The sequence below is a fragment of the Methylobacterium sp. CM6244 genome (genome assembly GCF_054817885.1).
Map to the genome: position 1 here is coordinate 3942945 of NZ_CM139247.1, position 18205 is coordinate 3961149.

The 18205-nt window shown below is 66.2% G+C and carries 16 protein-coding genes and 1 pseudogene; 10 read left to right on the forward strand and 7 right to left on the reverse strand.

What is annotated here, in order from left to right:
- Positions 1-158 precede the first annotated feature (158 nt).
- Both ACYQML_RS18485 and ACYQML_RS18490 read right to left on the reverse strand, forming a co-directional pair.
- A complete protein-coding gene (locus ACYQML_RS18485) occupies positions 159-746 on the reverse strand; it encodes a GDSL-type esterase/lipase family protein (RefSeq protein ID WP_461233627.1) in 588 nt (195 codons plus the stop codon).
- 23 nt (positions 747-769) lie between these two features.
- Positions 770-2039: pseudogene (locus tag ACYQML_RS18490) on the reverse strand (deoxyguanosinetriphosphate triphosphohydrolase).
- Between the two features lie 115 nt (positions 2040-2154).
- Here ACYQML_RS18490 and ACYQML_RS18495 point away from each other — a divergent pair.
- Both ACYQML_RS18495 and ACYQML_RS18500 read left to right on the forward strand, forming a co-directional pair.
- Positions 2155-2481 carry a HesB/IscA family protein gene (locus tag ACYQML_RS18495; RefSeq protein WP_056424199.1) on the forward strand — a complete coding sequence of 109 codons (327 nt, stop codon included), beginning with the start codon at positions 2155-2157 and terminating at the stop codon, positions 2479-2481.
- A 130-nt stretch (positions 2482-2611) separates the two neighbouring features.
- Entirely contained in the window at positions 2612-4459 is a 1848-nt protein-coding gene (locus ACYQML_RS18500) for a hypothetical protein (RefSeq protein WP_461233628.1), read from the forward strand.
- Between the two features lie 66 nt (positions 4460-4525).
- On the opposite strand, the gene rnd is transcribed toward ACYQML_RS18500, so the two are convergent.
- Entirely contained in the window at positions 4526-5677 is a 1152-nt protein-coding gene (rnd, locus tag ACYQML_RS18505) for a ribonuclease D (RefSeq protein WP_461233629.1), read from the reverse strand.
- Between the two features lie 94 nt (positions 5678-5771).
- Positions 5772-6191: a hypothetical protein gene (locus ACYQML_RS18510; protein WP_461233630.1), complete on the reverse strand. Its 420-nt coding sequence runs from the start codon at positions 6189-6191 to the stop codon at positions 5772-5774.
- Positions 6192-6379: 188 nt separating this feature from the next.
- Here ACYQML_RS18510 and aspS point away from each other — a divergent pair, with 188 nt between their 5' ends.
- Genes aspS through ACYQML_RS18525 form a run of 3 tightly spaced genes read left to right on the forward strand, consistent with a single transcriptional unit; the run spans position 6380 to position 9381 of the window.
- Entirely contained in the window at positions 6380-8194 is a 1815-nt protein-coding gene (gene aspS / locus ACYQML_RS18515) for an aspartate--tRNA ligase (protein WP_419952486.1), read from the forward strand.
- Between the two features lie 24 nt (positions 8195-8218).
- Positions 8219-9088, forward strand: coding sequence for a glycosyltransferase family 2 protein (locus ACYQML_RS18520; RefSeq protein WP_461233631.1), 870 nt, complete (start codon positions 8219-8221; stop codon positions 9086-9088).
- Positions 9085-9381: a hypothetical protein gene (locus ACYQML_RS18525; protein WP_461233632.1), complete on the forward strand. Its 297-nt coding sequence runs from the start codon at positions 9085-9087 to the stop codon at positions 9379-9381. The genes ACYQML_RS18520 and ACYQML_RS18525 overlap by 4 nt, the downstream gene beginning before the upstream one ends.
- A gap of 81 nt (positions 9382-9462) precedes the next feature.
- Here ACYQML_RS18525 and ACYQML_RS18530 read toward each other — a convergent pair whose 3' ends face one another.
- Positions 9463-9714: a DUF3297 family protein gene (locus ACYQML_RS18530; protein WP_056424187.1), complete on the reverse strand. Its 252-nt coding sequence runs from the start codon at positions 9712-9714 to the stop codon at positions 9463-9465.
- Positions 9715-9775: 61 nt separating this feature from the next.
- Positions 9776-10399 (reverse strand): CatB-related O-acetyltransferase, encoded by a 624-nt coding sequence (locus tag ACYQML_RS18535; protein ID WP_056424519.1) that lies wholly within the window; start codon positions 10397-10399, stop codon positions 9776-9778.
- Between the two features lie 84 nt (positions 10400-10483).
- On the opposite strand from ACYQML_RS18535, the gene ACYQML_RS18540 reads away from it, so the two are divergent.
- The 5 genes from ACYQML_RS18540 (at position 10484) to ACYQML_RS18560 (ending at position 16540) form a co-directional block, all read left to right on the forward strand.
- Positions 10484-12817: an NADP-dependent malic enzyme gene (locus ACYQML_RS18540; protein ID WP_056424185.1), complete on the forward strand. Its 2334-nt coding sequence runs from the start codon at positions 10484-10486 to the stop codon at positions 12815-12817.
- Positions 12818-13055: 238 nt separating this feature from the next.
- Positions 13056-14498, forward strand: coding sequence for an acetamidase/formamidase family protein (locus ACYQML_RS18545; protein ID WP_461233633.1), 1443 nt, complete (start codon positions 13056-13058; stop codon positions 14496-14498).
- Between the two features lie 397 nt (positions 14499-14895).
- Positions 14896-15279 (forward strand): TadE/TadG family type IV pilus assembly protein, encoded by a 384-nt coding sequence (locus tag ACYQML_RS18550; protein WP_207412012.1) that lies wholly within the window; start codon positions 14896-14898, stop codon positions 15277-15279.
- Complete coding sequence (locus ACYQML_RS18555) at positions 15276-15755, forward strand: pilus assembly protein TadG-related protein (RefSeq protein WP_461233634.1); 480 nt, start codon at positions 15276-15278, stop codon at positions 15753-15755. The genes ACYQML_RS18550 and ACYQML_RS18555 overlap by 4 nt, the downstream gene beginning before the upstream one ends.
- Complete coding sequence (locus tag ACYQML_RS18560) at positions 15743-16540, forward strand: hypothetical protein (RefSeq protein ID WP_461233635.1); 798 nt, start codon at positions 15743-15745, stop codon at positions 16538-16540. The genes ACYQML_RS18555 and ACYQML_RS18560 overlap by 13 nt, the downstream gene beginning before the upstream one ends.
- 94 nt (positions 16541-16634) lie before the next feature.
- Here ACYQML_RS18560 and ppx read toward each other — a convergent pair whose 3' ends face one another.
- A complete protein-coding gene (gene ppx, locus ACYQML_RS18565; RefSeq protein WP_210348393.1) occupies positions 16635-18185 on the reverse strand; it encodes an exopolyphosphatase in 1551 nt (516 codons plus the stop codon).
- Positions 18186-18205: the final 20 nt, after the last annotated feature.

The window sequence follows — 18205 nt, forward strand, 5'->3', positions numbered from 1 at the left end:
GGGGGCAGGTGTCACGGGAGGCAGGTGTCACGGGAGGCCGCCCATCGCACTTCCTGGCTCCTCATCGACCCGGCGCTTCACGAGGCGTCGCCAAACTCCCGTCACGGCCGGATCTCGCTCAGCTCAAAACGGCACATCGGACGTTCCGTGAGGGACATTCAGAACCAGGCGCGCCAAGCTTCCCAGTCGGACACGGCGCTGGCCAGAGCCGCGTAGCCTTTGGCATTGGGGTGCGTTCCGTCCCCCGCTGCAGCCTCGCTGGTCCATGCGTCGGATTCTGTCGCCATGCCGAAGACCGGCAGGAACGGGACATCGAGTCGGGCGCAAAGAGGAGTGATGTCGCGCGACAGAGCCTGAATTCGCGCATCCGTCGCTGGATCGTCGCAGACGGGAAGCGGACCGATCATCAGGGTTCTTCGCCAACCGGCGGCGTCTCCGAGAATCCTCTCCGCCGTGTCGAGGGAGCGGTCATGAGGGACGCGGATTCGGCCATCGACGCGCGTGCAGTCGTTTGCGCCGAACGAAAAGACAAGCCGGCCGTCCAGCCCCTCGGGCAGCCGGGCTTCGGCCTCGCTTCTCCAGCGGCGGTGGATGTCGAGGCTGGTGTCGCGGCGAATTCCCAGATTGTAATACGTGACGTCCCAGCCGGCGCGGCGGGCCGCGGCACAGAGACGGCCCGTCCATCCGAGACAGGTGTCGTCACCGACCCCGTTCACGAAACTGTCGCCGATGAAGCAGATGCGCATGAATCGTCCCGAAATCTCGGCCGCTATCCTTCCGCCAGCGGCAGGCCCCGGCTCTCCGGGCTCCAGTGCAGGTCCGGCGTCGTCGCGAACAGGCGCTTGTGGGCGAGCACGGCGTAAGTGTCGGTCATGCCGGCGATGTAGTCGGCGACCCGGCGGGCGATGCGCCCCTCCCCTGCGCCATCGAGCCCGACCCGCCATTCCTCGGGCATGGCTGCCGGGTTCGCCGTGAAGGCGCCGAACAGATCCGCGACGATGATGTCGGCCTGCGCCCGCACCGCCAGCACGCTCGGGTGGCGGTACATCCGCGCGTAGAGGAAGCGCTTGATCGTCGTGTCCGCCTCCGCCAGTGCCGGTGAGAAGGCGACGACCGGTGCCGATGCCCCACGAATGTCCTCTACCGACATCGGCGCCAGGACCTCGATCCGGCGCGTGCTCTCCGCGATCACGTCCTCGACGAAGCGAGTAATGACGCGACGCGCCAGTTCGTGGATCTTTCGCGAGGGTTCCAGCCCGGGATGCAGAGCGTCGATCTCCTCCATCAGCCTGGCGAGGAACGGCACCTCTTGAAGGTCGGAGAGTTCGAACAGACCGGCGCGCAGGCCGTCATCGAGGTCGTGGCTGTCATAGGCGATGTCGTCGGCCAGCGCCGCCGCCTGCGCTTCCGGTCCGGCGAAGCGGCCGAGTTCGAGACCGTGAACGGCGTCGTATTCGAGGATCGCGGCGGGAATCCCCCGTTCGGCCCAGCGCGCGGTCGGAGTCTCCCTCGGGCGTCAGCAGAGGCCCGTTGTGCTTGACGAGGCCCTCCAGGGTCTCCCAGGCGAGATTGAGCCCGTCGAATCTGGCATAGCGCCGCTCGAGCCGGGTCACGATGCGCAGCGCCTGGGCGTTGTGGTCGAACCCGCCATGGCCTTTCGTCAGCGCATCGAGGGCGTCCTCGCCGGTATGCCCGAAACAGGTGTGGCCGAGGTCGTGGGACAGCGCCAGCGCCTCCGCGAGATCCTCGTCGAGGCCGAGGGCACGGGCGAGGGCCCGTGCGATCTGGCTGACTTCGAGCGTATGGGTGAGGCGGGTCCGGTAATGGTCGCCCTCGTGATGGACGAAGACCTGGGTCTTGTGCTTCAGGCGCCGGAAGGCGGCCGAATGGATGATCCGGTCGCGGTCGCGCTGGAAGTCGCTGCGGGTGGGCGAGACCGCCTCCGGGATCAGCCGCCCACGCGTGGCTGCCGGATCGGTGGCGTAGCGCGCCCGCCAGCGTTCGCCCCTGTGCCGCACGTCACCTCCCGAACCCGTCATTTCGCTCAACGTTCCCGCTGCGCCACGCTCCTACCGCGTTGCAGCGCGTCTCTACGGCGCATATCTTGTGTGGGCTAGCGCTTCTGGCAATCGACGAGAACCCAAGAGCATCACGATGGCCGACATCACCCTGACCCCCCGCGCGGCCAAGCGCATCAACGAGATCATGGGGACCGAGCCTCCCGGTGCGTCCCTGCGGATCAGCGTCAATGGTGGCGGCTGCTCGGGCTTCTCCTATGCCTTCGACATCGAGCGCTCCCGCGCCGATGACGACATGGTGATCGAACGGGATGGCGCGACCGTCCTCGTCGACCCCGTGTCCCTCGAATACATGAGCGGTTCGACCATCGATTTCGCCAACGACCTCATCGGCCAGTCCTTCAAGATCGAGAACCCTCAGGTCACGGCCTCCTGCGGCTGCGGTACGTCGTTCTCGCTCTGAGCCATCGTCTTTCCGTCACATCGCGGCGTGCGGCAGCGCGATTGCCTCGCCGCGGAAACTGCGGCACGGATGCGGTTCGGCGCGGCACCGTTGCACGAAGCGCCTTTTCCGCAGCGCCCCGGATCTGCTCATGAACGTCCCACAAGGCCGTCCCTTCCTCATGCGGGCGGCCGGCCTTTCGGTCTGTGCCCTCCTTGCCCTTGGCGGAGGTGGCCCGATGGGCCCATTGCCGGCCACGGCTCAGGAGGCGGCGTCCGCCGTGCAGGACGTCACGCTCCAGAACGTGACGATGACGTTCGGTGGTACGACCCTCACCGCACCGCAGGTCATCGTCAGCGGTACGCGTCTGACGAAGGACGATCTGCTCGCTCTCCTGAAATCCGGCCCCGAGCCTCTGGCCGCGCGTCTGGCCAAGTTCGATGCTGCCAGCATCGTGATCCCGGAGCTTCGTTCCGAGACCCGGATCGGTACCAAGGCCCAGACAGCGACCTATCGCGACGTGACGGCCAAGGACGTGCGCGGCGGCCGTATCGCCCAGGCGAGTGCCGCTGGGGTGACGGCGGCGGAGGATGGGGGTGAGGCGAGACACAGCGCCAGTTACGGCCGCATCGACATGAAGGACGTCGATCTCGCCGCGATGGCGCGGCTTTACGGCGAGGCAGGCGACGCCAAGAGCCCGATGCTCCGGATCTACGGCAATTTCTCGGCCGCCGACATTGTGATGGAGGCCGAGGGCACTCTGTTGAAGATCGCCCGTCTCGAGGGTAGCGACGTCAGCGGCCGACAGATTCCCGCGACATGGATGGGCGCGCTGGAGGCGATGTCCCGTGTGGACCCGACACAGCCCGCCTCCGCCGACAAGGCGCGGATCCTCGGAACCGTGGCGGACCTGATGGACGGGTTCTCCGTCGGCTCGTTCCACGCCAGCGGGCTCACGGTCAATCAGACCCATGACGGTGAACCCATGGCGATGACCATGGGACGCATGGCCTTCACCTCCGGAAACCTGACCTTCGAGGATCTCGGCTTCACGGCGGGCGAAGCCAGTGGCAAGCTCTCGCGTATGTCCTTCGCGGGCTTCTCCTTCGCTCCGACCGTGGCGGCCATGCGGAAGCTCTCGGCTCAGGCCGGAGAGCCGACCGAGGCGGATTTGCGGCAGATGACGCCGGTGCTCGGCACCCTGGCAGTGAAGGACCTGCGCCTCGACCTGCCGCCGGACGGGGCACCCGCGGCGCCGAAGCCCCCCGGCAATTCTGCTGGCAAGCCCGCTGCTGCTCCCGCGCTCCCCCCCGTCGCGGCGGCTCCCACGCAGATCGGCCTGCGTGACGGTGCCTTCGCCTTCGGGCCGCTGCGCGACGGCCTGCCGACCACCGGCCGGGCCACCCTCTCGGGACTCACCCTGCCCGCTACGGCGGTGGCCGGAATTCCGGGGCTCGGCTCCCTCGGCGCTTACGGCTATCGCGACCTCGACCTGAACGTCGTCGCCGACACGGCCTGGAACGAGGCCGCCAAGGAACTCTCCTTCAGCGAGGTGTCGGTGTCGGGCAAGGACATGGGCAGCGTGAAGGTCAACGGCATCCTGGGCGGTATCGGCCCGGCGGTGTTCGACCCGGATCCGAGCGTCTCGACCTTCGCCATGCTGGGGGCGACTGCCAAGACCCTCGACCTGCGGATCGAGAATAGCGGCCTGTTCGAGCGCTTCATCGCTTCGCAGTCGAAGAGCCTGAGCCTCAAGCCGGAGGAACTGACCCAGGAATACGTGACCGCGACCACGTTCGGCGTTCCGGCGATCCTCGGCAATTCCGCCGGCGCCAAGGCCATCGGCGCGGCTCTGGGCCAGTTCGTGACCCGGCCGGGTACGTTTCTCCTCAGCGCCAAGGCAAAGAATGCCGGTGGCATCGGCATGCTCGAATTCAGCGCGGCCCCGACGCCGGGTGCCGTGCTCGACAGGTTGGACGTCAGCGCGAAGGCGAATTGAGGACGGGCGAGCCGCGCCTGCAGCTTCCCCTCCCCCGTCGCGGGGTGGGGAAACACGAGGCGTGGATCAATCCAGCGCGCGCACCACGATCCGCCCACCCTGGGCCGAGAGGGCCAGGCGGCCTGCCTTGAGGGCAAGCGCCTTCTCGCCGAACAGCGTCCGGCGCCAACCCTGCAGCACCGCGATGTCGGCTTCGTCGTCTTCCGCGATGGCTTCGAGGTCATCCATCGTGGCGACGATCTTGGGCGCCACGTCCTCGGCCTCGCAGACCGCCTTGAGCAGCACCTTCAGCAATTCGACCACCGCGCCGTTGCCGCCCCGGCCCCGGCTGCGCTCGGGCAAGGCGATCTCGGAGAGATCACGCTGAAAGCCGCGCTCCACGGCGGCCAGGATGTCGGCTCCGGTGCGCGAGCGTTCGAAACCCGCCGGGATCGAGCGGAGGCGTCCCAGGGCCTCGACGCTGCGAGGCGCGGAGGTGGCGATGTCGATCACCGCCTCGTCCTTGAGGATTCGCCCGCGCGGCACGTTGCGGGTCTGGGCCTCGCGTTCGCGCCAGGCCGCCACCTCGGCCAGAACCGCGATTTCGCGCGGCTTGCGCATGCGGCCGGAGAGCCGGCGCCAGGCCTGGGCCGGGTCGGCCTTGTAGGTTTCCGGCGAGGTCAGGACGCTCATCTCCTCGTCGAGCCACTCGCCGCGATCGGTGGAGAGAAGCTTGCCGGCCAGCACCTCGTAGATCGTCACGAGATGGGTCACGTCGGAGAGGGCGTAGCTCGACTGGGCGTCCGAGAGCGGACGGCGCGACCAGTCGGTGAAGCGGGACGACTTGTCGATCTTGGCCTTGGCGACGTCGTTGACCAGCTGCTCGTAGGAGACCGAGTCGCCGTAGCCGCAGACCATGGCGGCGACCTGCGTATCGAAGAACGGCTGCGGCAGCAGCCCGCCGAGCAGCCAGATGATCTCGAGATCCTGGCGTGCCGAGTGGAACACCTTGACCACGCTCTCGTCGGCCATCAGCGCGAAGAATGGCGCGAGGTCGATATCGGGAGACAACGGGTCGACGAGCACGCCCGACCCGTCCGGCCCCGCCATCTGGATGAGGCAGAGCTTGGGGTAGTAGGTCGTCTCCCGCATGAACTCCGTGTCGACGGTAACGAACGGCTGTCCGGCGAAACGGCTGCAAGCCTTGGCGAGGGCCGGCGTGGTAGCTATGAGGTCCATGAGAGCCGGCTATATCGGAGGTTGACGCGTGAGGCGAGATCGTATCTCGCGCCGCGCGCGCCTATCCCCGACATCCCGTGCTGCACTTGCCTCGTCAGGCGGCACGCTTGCGGGACCGGTTCCGGCGAGCGAGGCTGCGCACCAGTTCGGCACGCTCGCGCCTCTGGGCCTCGGCACGGGCGAGAAGCCAGTCGAGGATGCCGGCATTCATCCGGGGGCCGCCTTCCTCGGACAGGCGCCGGATCCGGTCCACCCGAAAGCCGCGATAGCCGCCGCGTGCGCGGTCGATACCGCCCAGCAGCGTCCGGCCGGGTCCGAGCCTCAACTCTCGCGCGCTCAGGCTCCGCGTGCTCCAGAGGCCACGGGAATCCTCGTAGACGATCTCGTAGCGACCTTCGAGCGGCAGAACCTGCCACGCGCCGGGCTTGTGTTCGCCCTGTTCGGCAGTCTTCCGGCGTTCGGCAGGAGCGGCGGCAGCCGCGTTCAGAATATCGAAAAATGCGTTTGCATTCATGGAGCTGATATGGGGATTCACCCTCGTTTCCGAAAGGTCCCGCCCTCGTCTCCAGGGCCTCGACGATGCCCGTTCCGGGCTCGTCCCCGCTCCCGCCTACGGGCTCCGCCGCGTGGCGTAAGATCGCCTTCGCCTTGACTTGCCCGCCCTCGCGTGAATGGTGCGCCGCTCAATCTGAAGAGCCCGTCATGCACCGTTATCGTACCCATACCTGCGGGGCGCTCCGCCCGTCCGACGTCGGCGAGACCGTTCGCCTTTCCGGCTGGTGCCATCGCATCCGCGATCATGGCGGCGTGCTCTTCATCGATCTGCGCGACCATTACGGTCGCACCCAATGCGTGGTCGACTCCGATTCGAAGGCGTTCAAGACCGCTAACCTCGCCCGCTCGGAATGGGTGATCCGCATCGACGGCCGCGTGCGCACGCGCCCTGCGGGAACCGAGAATGCCGACCTGCCCACCGGAACGGTGGAGGTCTATATCGACGACATCGAGGTTCTCGGCCCCGCCGGCGAATTGCCGGTGCCGGTCTTCGGCGACCAGGAATACCCGGAGGAGACGCGGCTCAAGTATCGCTTCCTCGATCTTCGCCGTGACAAGCTGCACGCCAACATCATGAAGCGCGGCGCGATCATCGATTCGCTCCGCCGCCGCATGCGCGAGGGCGGCTTCTTCGAGTTCCAGACACCCATCCTCACCGCCTCCAGCCCGGAAGGCGCGCGTGACTATCTGGTGCCGTCCCGCGTGCACCCTGGCAAGTTCTACGCGCTGCCGCAGGCGCCGCAGCAGTTCAAGCAGCTGACGATGATCGCCGGCTTCGACCGCTACTTTCAGATCGCACCGTGTTTTCGCGATGAGGATGCCCGCGCCGATCGCTCGCCGGGCGAGTTCTACCAGCTCGACATCGAGATGAGCTTCGTCACCCAGGAGGACGTGTTCCAGTCGGTGGAGCCGGTCCTGCGCGACGTCTTCAAGGAATTCGCCGAAGGCAAGCGGGTCACCGAGACCTTCCCGCGCATCCCCTATGCCGAGGCGATGCTGAAATACGGCGTCGACAAGCCCGATCTTCGCAATCCGCTGATCATCGCCGACGTGACGGACGAATTCGCTCGCGACGAGGTCGAGTTCAAGGCCTTCAAGGGCGTGATCAAGTCCGGCGGGGTCGTTCGCGCCATCCCGGCGACGGGGGCGGCGACGCAGTCGCGCTCGTTCTTCGACAAGCTCAACGACTTCGCCCGCGCCGAGGGCGCGCCGGGCCTCGGCTACATCATCTTCGAGGACGACAACGGCACTGTCACCGGCAAGGGCCCGATCGCCAAGTTCATCCCTTCGGAGATCCAGGCCCTCATCCGCGAAAAGACCGGCACGAAGGCCGGCGACGCCGTGTTCTTCTCCGCCGGCACCGAGGCGAAGGCCGCGGCTCTGGCCGGTAAGGCCCGCATCCGCATCGCGGACGAGCTGAACCTCTCCGACAAGGATCAGTACGCGTTCTGCTGGATCACCGACTTCCCGATGTACGAGTGGAACGAGGACGAGAAGCGGATCGACTTCTCCCACAACCCGTTCTCGATGCCGAATTTCGACCGCGAGGAGTTCCTCGCCCTCGATCCGAGCGAGTCCGAGAAGATCCTCGGCATCAAGGCGTTCCAGTACGACATCGTCTGCAACGGCACGGAGCTGTCCTCCGGCGCGATCCGTAACCACCGCCCCGAGGTGATGGAGAAGGCCTTCGGTCTGGCCGGTTACGGCCAGGAGGTGCTGGAGGAGAAGTTCGGCGGCATGCTCAATGCCCTGAAACTCGGCGCCCCGCCGCACGGCGGCATCGCACCGGGAATCGACCGCATCGTCATGCTGCTCTGCGGCGAGCAGAACCTGCGTGAGGTGGTGCTGTTCCCGATGAACCAGCGCGCCGAGGATCTGATGATGGGGGCCCCTGCCGAGGCGACTCCGAAGCAGCTGCGCGAGCTCCACATCCGTCTCAACCTGCCGGAGAAGCAGGGCTGAGGAACCTCTGCGCGTCCGGCCACGATGCCTTCCCTCGTCGCCATCGTCGTCGCCCATGACAGCGCCCATGCGCTTCCGTCGTGCCTCGCGGCCCTGGCGGCGGAGCATGTGCCTGCCGTCGTGGTCGACAATGCGAGCCGTGATGCCTCGGCGAGCGTCGCCGAGGCGGCCGGCGCAAAAGTGGTCCGCAACCTCCGCAACGAGGGCTACGGTCGGGCCAATACCATCGGGATCCGGGCCGCCGAGCGCGCCGAGCGCGTGCTCATTCTCAACCCGGACATCGTGGTTCAGGCAGGAGCGGTCGATGCCCTGCTGCGGGCCGCCGCCGCGTATCCCGATGCGGGGCTGCTGGCGCCGCGCCTGATGGAGCCGGACGGGCGCTTCTTCTACCAGCCGCGCTCGCTGCTCGCGCCCTATCTGACCAATCCGCCGGGCAACCGCGCCTTGCCCGAGGGCGATGCCTGTGCGCCCTTCCTGTCGGGCGCCTGCCTGATGATCCGGCGCGACCTGTTCCTCGACCTGGGTGGGTTCGACCCGAACATCTTCCTGTTCTATGAAGATGACGACTTGTGTCGCCGGGTCGCCGATGCCGGTCGCTCCCTGGTCCATGTTCACGGGGCGGTCGCCCTGCATGGGCGTGGGCGTTCATCCGCGTCTGAGCCGGGCCGGGTCTTCCGCACCCGCTGGCACCAGGCCTGGTCACGGGCCTACGTTTCACGCAAATATGGTCTGCCCGATCCGAGCTCCCGGATGCTTGCCGTGAACGCCCCGAAGGCGGCTTTGGCCTCCTTGAGCTTCCGCCGGCAATTGCTCGAACGCTATGCCGGTTCGGCCGCGGGCGCCCTCGCCGCTATCCGTGGCCGCACGGCTCTCGCGCAGGAAGGGCTGGCATGACCCTGCTCAATCCAACGGACGCCCTGGCCCGCGCCGTGGCCGGCGTCGCGTCACATGGCTTCCTGATTGTCGCCCGCAACACGCGCGGCGACAGCGTCTATCTCAAGCCGGAGGGCAGCGTCTTCGCCCTGCGCGTCTCGAACCATGCGCGAACCCCGAAGCAGCGGGCGAACCATCCGGATTCGGTGACGAGCCTCGTCATCCGCCAGCCGAAGACAGAAAGTCAGATCGACGCTCTGGTGACGGAGGCCCTGCGGAATTACGCGGGAGAATACCGGAAGCGGGAGGGCTAAGGCCCGCCGGATCGCGGTGAAGGTTCCGCGATCAGGGAGCCGGTGCCGTTCCCATTGGACACGGCGTCGGGTTGACCGCCTTCAGCCTTCCGCTGCGTCGTCCCGGAAATAGGGCTCCACCGGGCCCTTCAGCTTCACCGTCATCGGGTTGCCGGCCCGATCCAGGGTCTTGCCGGCCGACAGGCGGACCCAGCCCTCGCTGACGCAGTATTCCTCGACATTGGTTTTCTCGACGCCCTTGAAACGGATGCCGATGCCGCGTTCGAGGATGGCCTCGTTGTAGAACGGGCTGTTGGGGTTCACCGCGAGGCGGTCGGGAGGCGTGTCGGACATCGTCTGTGCCTTGAAGTCGATCGATCGTCAGTGTGGGTATGAAACAGTCCGGGTAAGGGATTCAGGCGGCGCCCGCAACGCCGGCCGCCCGCGCCGCGCGCGCGGCCGCGATCAACTCGGCGACACGATCGCTCTGGAGCAGCGGCACGAGCGGGCGGATCGTTGCGGGATCGAGCTCCCACCAAGCCGTCTCCAACAGGCCCGCCACCAGACCCGGATCGAAGCGGGAGCGCACCACCCGGCCGGGATTGCCGACGACCACCGCATAGGGCGGCACGTCGCGGGAGACGACGGCATGGGCCCCGATCACCGCTCCATGTCCGATGGTGACGCCCGACAGGATCAGGCAACCGGAGCCGAGCCAGACGTCGCTGCCGATCGTCACGTCGCCGCGTGATGCCTGGTCATCGACCGACGCGTCCACCCCCGGCCACAGCCCCGCCATGGCCGCGAAAGGATAGGTGGTCGCCCAGTCGAGGCGATGCCCGCCCCCGAGAAGGATCTCGACCTTGTCGGCGATGGAACAATACCGCCCGATCGTAAGGTGCCGCCCAGCTTCCGGGAACCGCACTTTGGGACGGCCATAGGAGTATTCCCCGATGGAGAAACCGTAAGTTTTCACCAATTTCTCGAGGTGGATTCGGGTTTGGTTGTGCGGGTTGCGCCCACTCCGCAGGCGGTGCAACAGGGACGTCAACCAACGCATCCCGACGTCCGGCGGGAGAGTCCGGCGGAGCCGAAAAGGCCCGTCAGTGAGGGAGTGAGGCTCATGGGCGACAATATGTCTGACGATCTCAAGTCCGGAGCCCTCGTCTACCATCGTCTACCCCGGCCCGGAAAGCTCGAGATCCAGGCGACGAAGCCGCTGGGCAACCAGCGAGATCTGGCGCTGGCCTACTCGCCCGGCGTCGCCGCCGCCTGCATGGCGATCTACGAGGATCCGCAGGAGGCGGCCAACCTCACCATCCGCCAGAACCTGGTCGCCGTGCTGACCAACGGGACCGCCGTGCTCGGCCTCGGCAATATCGGCCCGCTGGCCTCGAAGCCGGTGATGGAGGGCAAGGCCGTCCTGTTCAAGAAGTTCGCCGATATCGACGTGTTCGATATCGAGGTCGACCAGACCGACGTGTCGAAGCTCGTGGACGTGGTCTGCTCCCTCGAGCCGACCTTCGGCGGCATCAACCTCGAGGACATCAAGGCTCCCGAGTGTTTCGAGGTCGAGGAGCAGTGTCGGGCGCGGATGAACATCCCCGTCTTCCACGACGACCAGCACGGCACGGCGATCATCGTCGCGGCGGGTGTGCTCAACGCCCTCGAACTCGCCGGCAAGCAGCTTCCGGATGTCCGGATCGTGACCTCGGGCGCGGGCGCGGCGGCTTTGGCCTGCCTGAACTTGCTCGTGTCGCTCGGGGCCCGTGTCGAGAACATCACGGTCACCGACATCAAGGGCGTGGTCTACAAGGGCCGCACCGAGTTGATGGATCGCTGGAAGGACGTCTACGCGCAGGAGACCGAGGCCCGGACCCTGGCCGAGGTCATTCCGGGTGCCGACGTGTTCATCGGCCTCTCGGCCGGTGGCGTGCTGAAGCCCGAATACCTGGAGAAGATGGCCGAGAAGCCGCTGATCATGGCGCTGGCCAACCCCTACCCTGAGATCATGCCGGACCTTGCGCAGGAGAAGCGCCCCGACGCGATGATCTGCACCGGGCGTTCGGACTTCCCCAATCAGGTCAACAACGTCCTCTGCTTCCCCTACATCTTCCGGGGCGCCCTCGATGTCGGCGCCACCTCGATCAACGAGGAAATGAAGCAGGCCGCCGTAAAGGCCATCGCGGCGCTCGCTCGCGAGACCCCGTCCGACGTGGTCGCCCGCGCCTATGGCGGCGAGGCCCGGCCCTTCGGCCGGCATTCGCTGATCCCGAGCCCGTTCGATCCGCGCCTGATCCTGCGGATCGCGCCGGCCGTGGCCAAGGCCGCGATGGATTCCGGCGTCGCCGGCCGTCCGCTCGAGAACATCCAGGCCTATGCCGACAGCCTCGACCGGTTCGTCCACCGCTCGGGCTTCATCATGAAGCCGATCTTCTCCAAGGCCAAGGAAGCGCCCAAGCGCGTCATCTACGCCGAAGGCGAGGATGAGCGTGTGCTCCGCGCCGCCCAGGCCATCGTCGAGGATCAGGTGGCGCGGCCCATTCTGGTCGGCCGCCCGCGTGTCATCGAGACCCGGATCAAGCGCTTCGGGCTCTCGATCAAGCAGGGCACCGATTTCGACCTGATCGATCCCGAAGACGATCCGCGCTACCGGGACTATGTCGCCACCTATCTCGAGGCGGCGGGCCGGCGCGGCATCACCCCGGACGCCGCCCGCACCCTGGTGCGGACGAATTCCACGGTGATCGGTGCGGTCGCCGTGCGCCGGGGCGAGGCGGATGCGCTGATCTGCGGCCTGGAGGGCCGGTTCGAGACACGTCTGCGGGTGATCCGCGACGTGATCGGTCTCGCGCCGGGCGTGCTCGACTTTGCCGCCATGAGCCTCGTCATCACGAAGAAGGGCGCGTTCTTCCTGGCCGATACCCATGTCCGTCCGGATCCGACCGCCGAGGAAATCGCCGATGTCGCGGTGGCCTGCGCCGGGCATGTCTCGCGGTTCGGCATGACGCCGAAGATCGCTCTTCTGAGCCATTCGGATTTCGGCCAGTCCGATTCCCGCTCGGCCATCAAGATGCGCACCGCGCTGGGCCTGATCCAGGCTCGCAAGCCCGAACTTCAGGTGGATGGCGAGATGCAGGCCGATAGTGCCCTGTCCGACCTGATCCGCGACCGGGTGCTGCCGGGTTCACCCCTCAAGGGTGCGGCCAACGTGCTGATCTTCCCCAATCTCGATGCGGCCAACATCGCCTTCCAGTTCTCGAAGGTTCTCGCCGATGCTCTCCCGGTGGGGCCGCTCCTGATCGGACCGGCGAAGCCCGCTCACATCCTGTCGCCCTCCGTGACGGCGAGGGGCATCGTCAACGTCACGGCTGCAGCGGTGGTGGAAGCGCAAGCGACCTCCGTGGAATCGAGGGCGGCCGCGGCCGAGCCGGGAGTGACCCCGCTCTCGGAATAGGACGCCCTGGCCGGTCGTCTCGAACCTTCCGGCATCGTCATCGCAAAGGCCCCCGGATCGAATGGTCCGGGGGCCTTTTTGTCGTGTCCCTGTCGCTTGGGGATAGAATCAGGCTTGTCGCTCGCCGTAGGCGATGGCCGGGCCCATGGCGCCGAAGCAGCCGCCCAATCCGGAGGAAACTCCTTGGCCGACGGATTGCATACAGGACTCAGGACGAGCCTTCCCATCGGAGAAGTCCATGTGCCTCGGTGACGATCCCAACTGCGCGCATTTCGCCGAACATCGGCAGCGGTTCCTCGGCGATCTCGCACCCGAGCGGCGTGCCTTTCTCAAGAGCGGATTCGTCGCGACTGGAGGTGCCGCGGCACTGGCCGCAGGCGGCTTGTCCCTCGTCGGCCCCGCCCTGGCGCAAGCCAGTGCCAAGGGCATCAAACAAACGGCGCATTACCACCTGCCGGCAACGGCCGAGACGGTGCATTGGGGTTATTTCTCGAAGCTGCTGAAGCCCCAAGTCGAGATCGCCTCCGGCGACTACGTCACGATCGAGACCCTGACCCACCACGCCAACGACGATGCCGAGCGCATGGTGACGGGAGATCCCGGTGCCGAGAGCGTATTCCTCTGGACCAAGGAGAAGAAGGGCGTGGCCCGCCGGGGCGCCGGACCGGAGACCGGCCCGCTCGGACCGGGCGGAGGGCTCGGCGTGCATATCTGCACTGGCCCGGTGGCGATCCGAGGCGCCGAGCCCGGCGATGTGCTGGAGGTCCGCATCCTCGACGTGGTGCCGCGCCCCTGCGCCAACCCCGCCTTCAAAGGGCGCAGCTTCGGCAGCAACGCCGCCGCCTGGTGGGGCTACCATTACAAGGACATGATCACCGGCGACCGGTCGCGCGAGGTCGTCACCATCTACGAGGTCGACGCTACCGGCGCGCGCGATTGGGCGAAGGCGGTCTACAATTTTCGCTGGCCCGGCGTCACCGATCCATTCGGCGTAGCGCATCCGACCATCGATTATCCAGGCATCCCCGTCGACCACACCAAGACACAGCGCAACTTCGACGTGCTTAAGGGCGTGCGCGTGCCGATCCGCCCGCATTTCGGCACGATGGGCCTCGCGCCCAAGGAAGCCGACATGGTGAACTCGATTCCACCGAGCTACACCGGCGGCAATATCGACAATTGGCGCATCGGCAAGGGCGCGACGATGTATTACCCGGTGGCAGTGCCGGGCGCCCTTTTCTCGGTGGGCGACCCGCATGCGAGCCAGGGCGATTCCGAGCTTTGCGGCACGGCCATCGAATGCTCGCTCACCGGCACGTTCCAGTTCATCCTGCACAAGAAGGCCGACTTGGCCGGTACCGCGCTCGAATCCCTCGATTTCCCGATGATCGAGACGTCAGAGGATTGGGTGCTGTCCGGCTTCAGTTACCCGAACTACCTCGCCGATCTCGGCCCTGAGGCGCAGAGCGAGATCTTCGCCAAATCCTCCATCGACCTCGCCATGCGCGACGCCTTCCGTAAGATGCGATCCTTCCTGATGCAGGCGAAGGGGCTCACCGAGGACGAGGCGATCTCGCTCATGTCCATCGCCGTCGATTTTGGCATCACCCAGGTGGTGGACGGCAATTGGGGCGTCCACGCCATCGTCAAGAAGTCGATCTTCGCGGACAGGCCGGCGTGAAGACACCGAGGCAGCGGCCGGAATTTCCGGTCGTCGCCTCGTGAAGACGACGGCAATGACGGAGGCTGCCCGTATTGGACCTCTCCGGGGGGGGTGACTAGGCCGTTCGGCCAGCTTGTGTCCCGACAGGGCTCCCCTGACAGGCCCGTTCGGCGCCGGCTCCCTTGCGACGCGATCGCCTGACCGCATCGGCATAGCGGAATTTCGGCTCCCACCACGGCGGCTGACTACATAATAGATTCTGATTTTGCCTACAAAGTATCTCTTAATCAAGATAAATCAATTAACAATTCTGTGTTTATGCTGGATCAGTTTGATACTCGATAGCAGAGCGTATCTTAGCATGGTATGGACTGGCGGAGTTGGCGGATTTTTTCGGCAAACTCGATCCCTCATCATGGATCGCCAAGGTGTATCGGCGGTCGAATTCGCCTTGATCGCACCCGTTCTGCTTCTGATGCTGGGGGCGTTCTTTACCGTCGCAATCTTTATACGGACCCACACCACAATCTCGACCTATGCGCGGGAGGCCGCACGTGGCGTGGCGGTGGGATACATGACCGCTGCGGAGGCAAAGCAGTTCGCTGAATCTCATTCTCTGGACGATCCCGGCGTCGTCGCAACGGCCAATATCGATCCCGCCACCAAAGGGGACGAAGCCGACCGGGATGTCGTCGTCACCATTGAGATCACTAAGGCCGAAATGGCCAAGATCACACCGTTCGGCGGTTTTTCGGCCGGCGTCACGTCGCGGGCCGTCATGCGGAGTCTGGCGGAATGATGAAACTCCGTCCCTCCCATATCCGCGCCTTTTCGGCAGGCCGCGGCGGAAACGTCGCCCTGATCTTTGCCTTCGTCCTACCGGTGATGGTGGGGGTCGGGGGGCTCGTCATCGATTTCGGAGCGGCGGTCCTCGAGAAGAATACTCTCATGACCAGCGCCGAGGCCGCGGCTCTCGCCACGGCCAGCTACATCGGGGCGGCGGACCGGAGCGCGGCCCTGGCGACGGCGCAGCTCTATGCGCGGCAGAACCGGCCGACCGTCGATCAACTCGTCACCAATGCCGATCTGGAGTTCGGAAAGTGGGAAAACGGCGCCTTCACCGTCGACGAGAACGCCAATGCCGTACGCGTCACGGCATCGCGAACGACGGCCAAGGGAAACAGTTCAAGACCTCGTTCGCGAAGCTCTTCAGCTCTGATTTCTGGGAGATCTCCGCGAGCGCGATCGCACTCGCCAATCCGATGTGCATCCTGATCCTCCATCCGGATCATTCCAATGCTTTCGACATCGATCCCGGAGCACAGATCGATGCGCCGGATTGTGGCGTGCAGGTCAACTCGAAGCATCATTCCGCGTTGGAGATCGGAAGCTCGTCTTACGTCAACGTCAGCAACATCCGCGTCGTCGGCGGGGTCGGCATGCACAGCACGGCAACTGTACGACCCGCTCCCATGATGGGAGCCGTACCGGTCGCAGATCCTTATGCGTCGCTGGCTCCTCCGGTCAACGAGACTTGCGGGGGTGCCAAGTTGATCAATAAAGATACGGCAGCAAAAACGATCGAACCAAGCTTTGCTTTCTGCAAAGGCTTAACGATCGACGATGCGTCTGTGACTTTATCACCAGGAGTCTATGTCATCAAGGGACCGCTCACGCTGAAGAACGGGGCTTCGATCAAAGGCAATGACGTAATCATCTATATGGATGGGCTGGGGAGCGATATCTTCTTCCACAGCAAGACGAGCTTCGAGCTGAAGGCCCCGACGACGGGACCTTACGCGGGGATCGTTCTCTGGTCGGACAAAAGAAATACCCACGATCACGATATCTACTCGAAGTTCGGTGCCTCGGCCGAAGGGACTATCTATGCCCCCAGCAGTCAGGTCGAGTTCGAGAACGACGTCGTATGGGAGGCTAATTGCATTCGTATCATCGTGTCCCGCCTCGAACTCGACAACGACTCGAAGTATCGCGCCTCGAATCCGAACGCGAATTGCAGCAACAACGTCTATAAGGGGACTACTCGCCTTGTGCGGTGACAGGTCTCGCACGTGAGCCCGCGCCGTTCACGGCCGTTGTCCTGAGAACCCCTCGTGTCGAGAGGCCTGCCCGGCGGCGCTTGTTTTCAAAACGTCAGGGACAGGCGATCCGCCCCTCCATCCCCAGAATCCGACCGAGACCGCGGACGCGGTTGAGGAGGCGGTCTCCGGGGAGCGCGGCCAGGTCCGCCGGCAGGGTCAGGGTCACCCGTCGATCGTCCAAGAGGAGGGGCAGGCGCGCCAGGGCTCCCTCCATCCCCGCCGAGACCGGGAAGGCGATGCGCAGGAGCGCGCCGAGGAGCCGGGCGCGCTCGAACAGGCGTGGTCCGGCGAGGCTGCGCAGCATCGGGCTCGCCTTCTCGGCAGCGACGCCCTCGTGACGGAAATACACTGCCAGCGCGAGATAGGCCCGGCCCGGATGGTCGATGCCCACGAAGGCGGCATGGGTGATGATGTTGATGCTCTGCTCGCCCCGGTAATCGGGATGCGCGCGCCAGCCGATATCCGACAGGAGACAGGCGGCGTGGCGCAGGCGGCGCTCGTCGGCGGTTTCCGGCCCGTCGAGGGTGGCGACGAAGCGGTCGGTCCAGGTGATGAGATCGGCGCCATGGCCCGGCGAGCGGGCGCGGAGCCGGTTGAGTTCCGCCGCCGCCGCGAGAAGCGGGTCGGTCAGGCGCGTGTCGCGGTCGAGCTGCTCGTAGAGCAGGCCCTCGCGGACGCCGCTCGCCGAGATGGCGAGTTCACGCGGACGGCCGACGCGGATGATCTCCTCCAGCACCACGGCACCGTAGGCGAGAAGGGGCCTGCGCGCCTCGGAGACCGCTTCCACGTCCTGCAGCAGGGCGGCGTCGGTGCGTTCGACCACTTCGAGGAAGCTCAGCTCGTCCGACGGCTCGATGCTGTAGCCGTGCATGACGTGGAGCGGGTAGCCCCGCGCTGCCTGGTGCAGGCGGGCCAGCGCCCGCCACGTGCCGCCGACCGCGTAGAAGCTGCGACCGCGCAGGGTTTCCAACTGGGGGGCCGCCTTGGCGAGGTTCTCGCGGGCGATCTTGAGGGCCTTCTTCACCGAGCCGCCGGACAGGTCCTGAAGGGCGAGGCCGCCCAGCGGCATGGTCACGCCCTGCCCTACTGTGGCGCCCCGTACATCCACGAGTTCGAGGGAGCCGCCGCCGAGATCGCCGACGACCCCGTCCGGCGTGTGGAACCCGGAAATCACGCCGAGGGCCGAGAGCTCGGCCTCCCGCCGACCGGACAGGAGTTCGATCCTGTGGCCGCAGGCGGCCTCCGCCGCGGCGAGGAATTCCGGGCCGTTCTGCGCGTCGCGCGCGGCGGCCGTGGCCAGCACGAAGACACGGCCGACCTTCATCGTCTCGCAGAGGATGCGGAAGCGCGCGAGCGCGCTGAGCGCGCGCCGGACCGCCTCCTCGTTGAGCCGGCCCGTGCTGAACACGTTGCGGCCCAGCCCACACAGGACTTTTTCGTTGTAGAGCGGCGTCGGCGCGCGGTTCAGACCGTCATAGGCCACGAGCCGCACGGAATTCGAGCCGATGTCGATGATCGCCACCGGTTCCACGCGGTCCTGCACGCCGGGATCTCCTTGAGTCGTGAAGCCTAGACCCGACCTGCCGTCACGAGGAAGTCCCATGACCAGCTCCTGCTGGAATC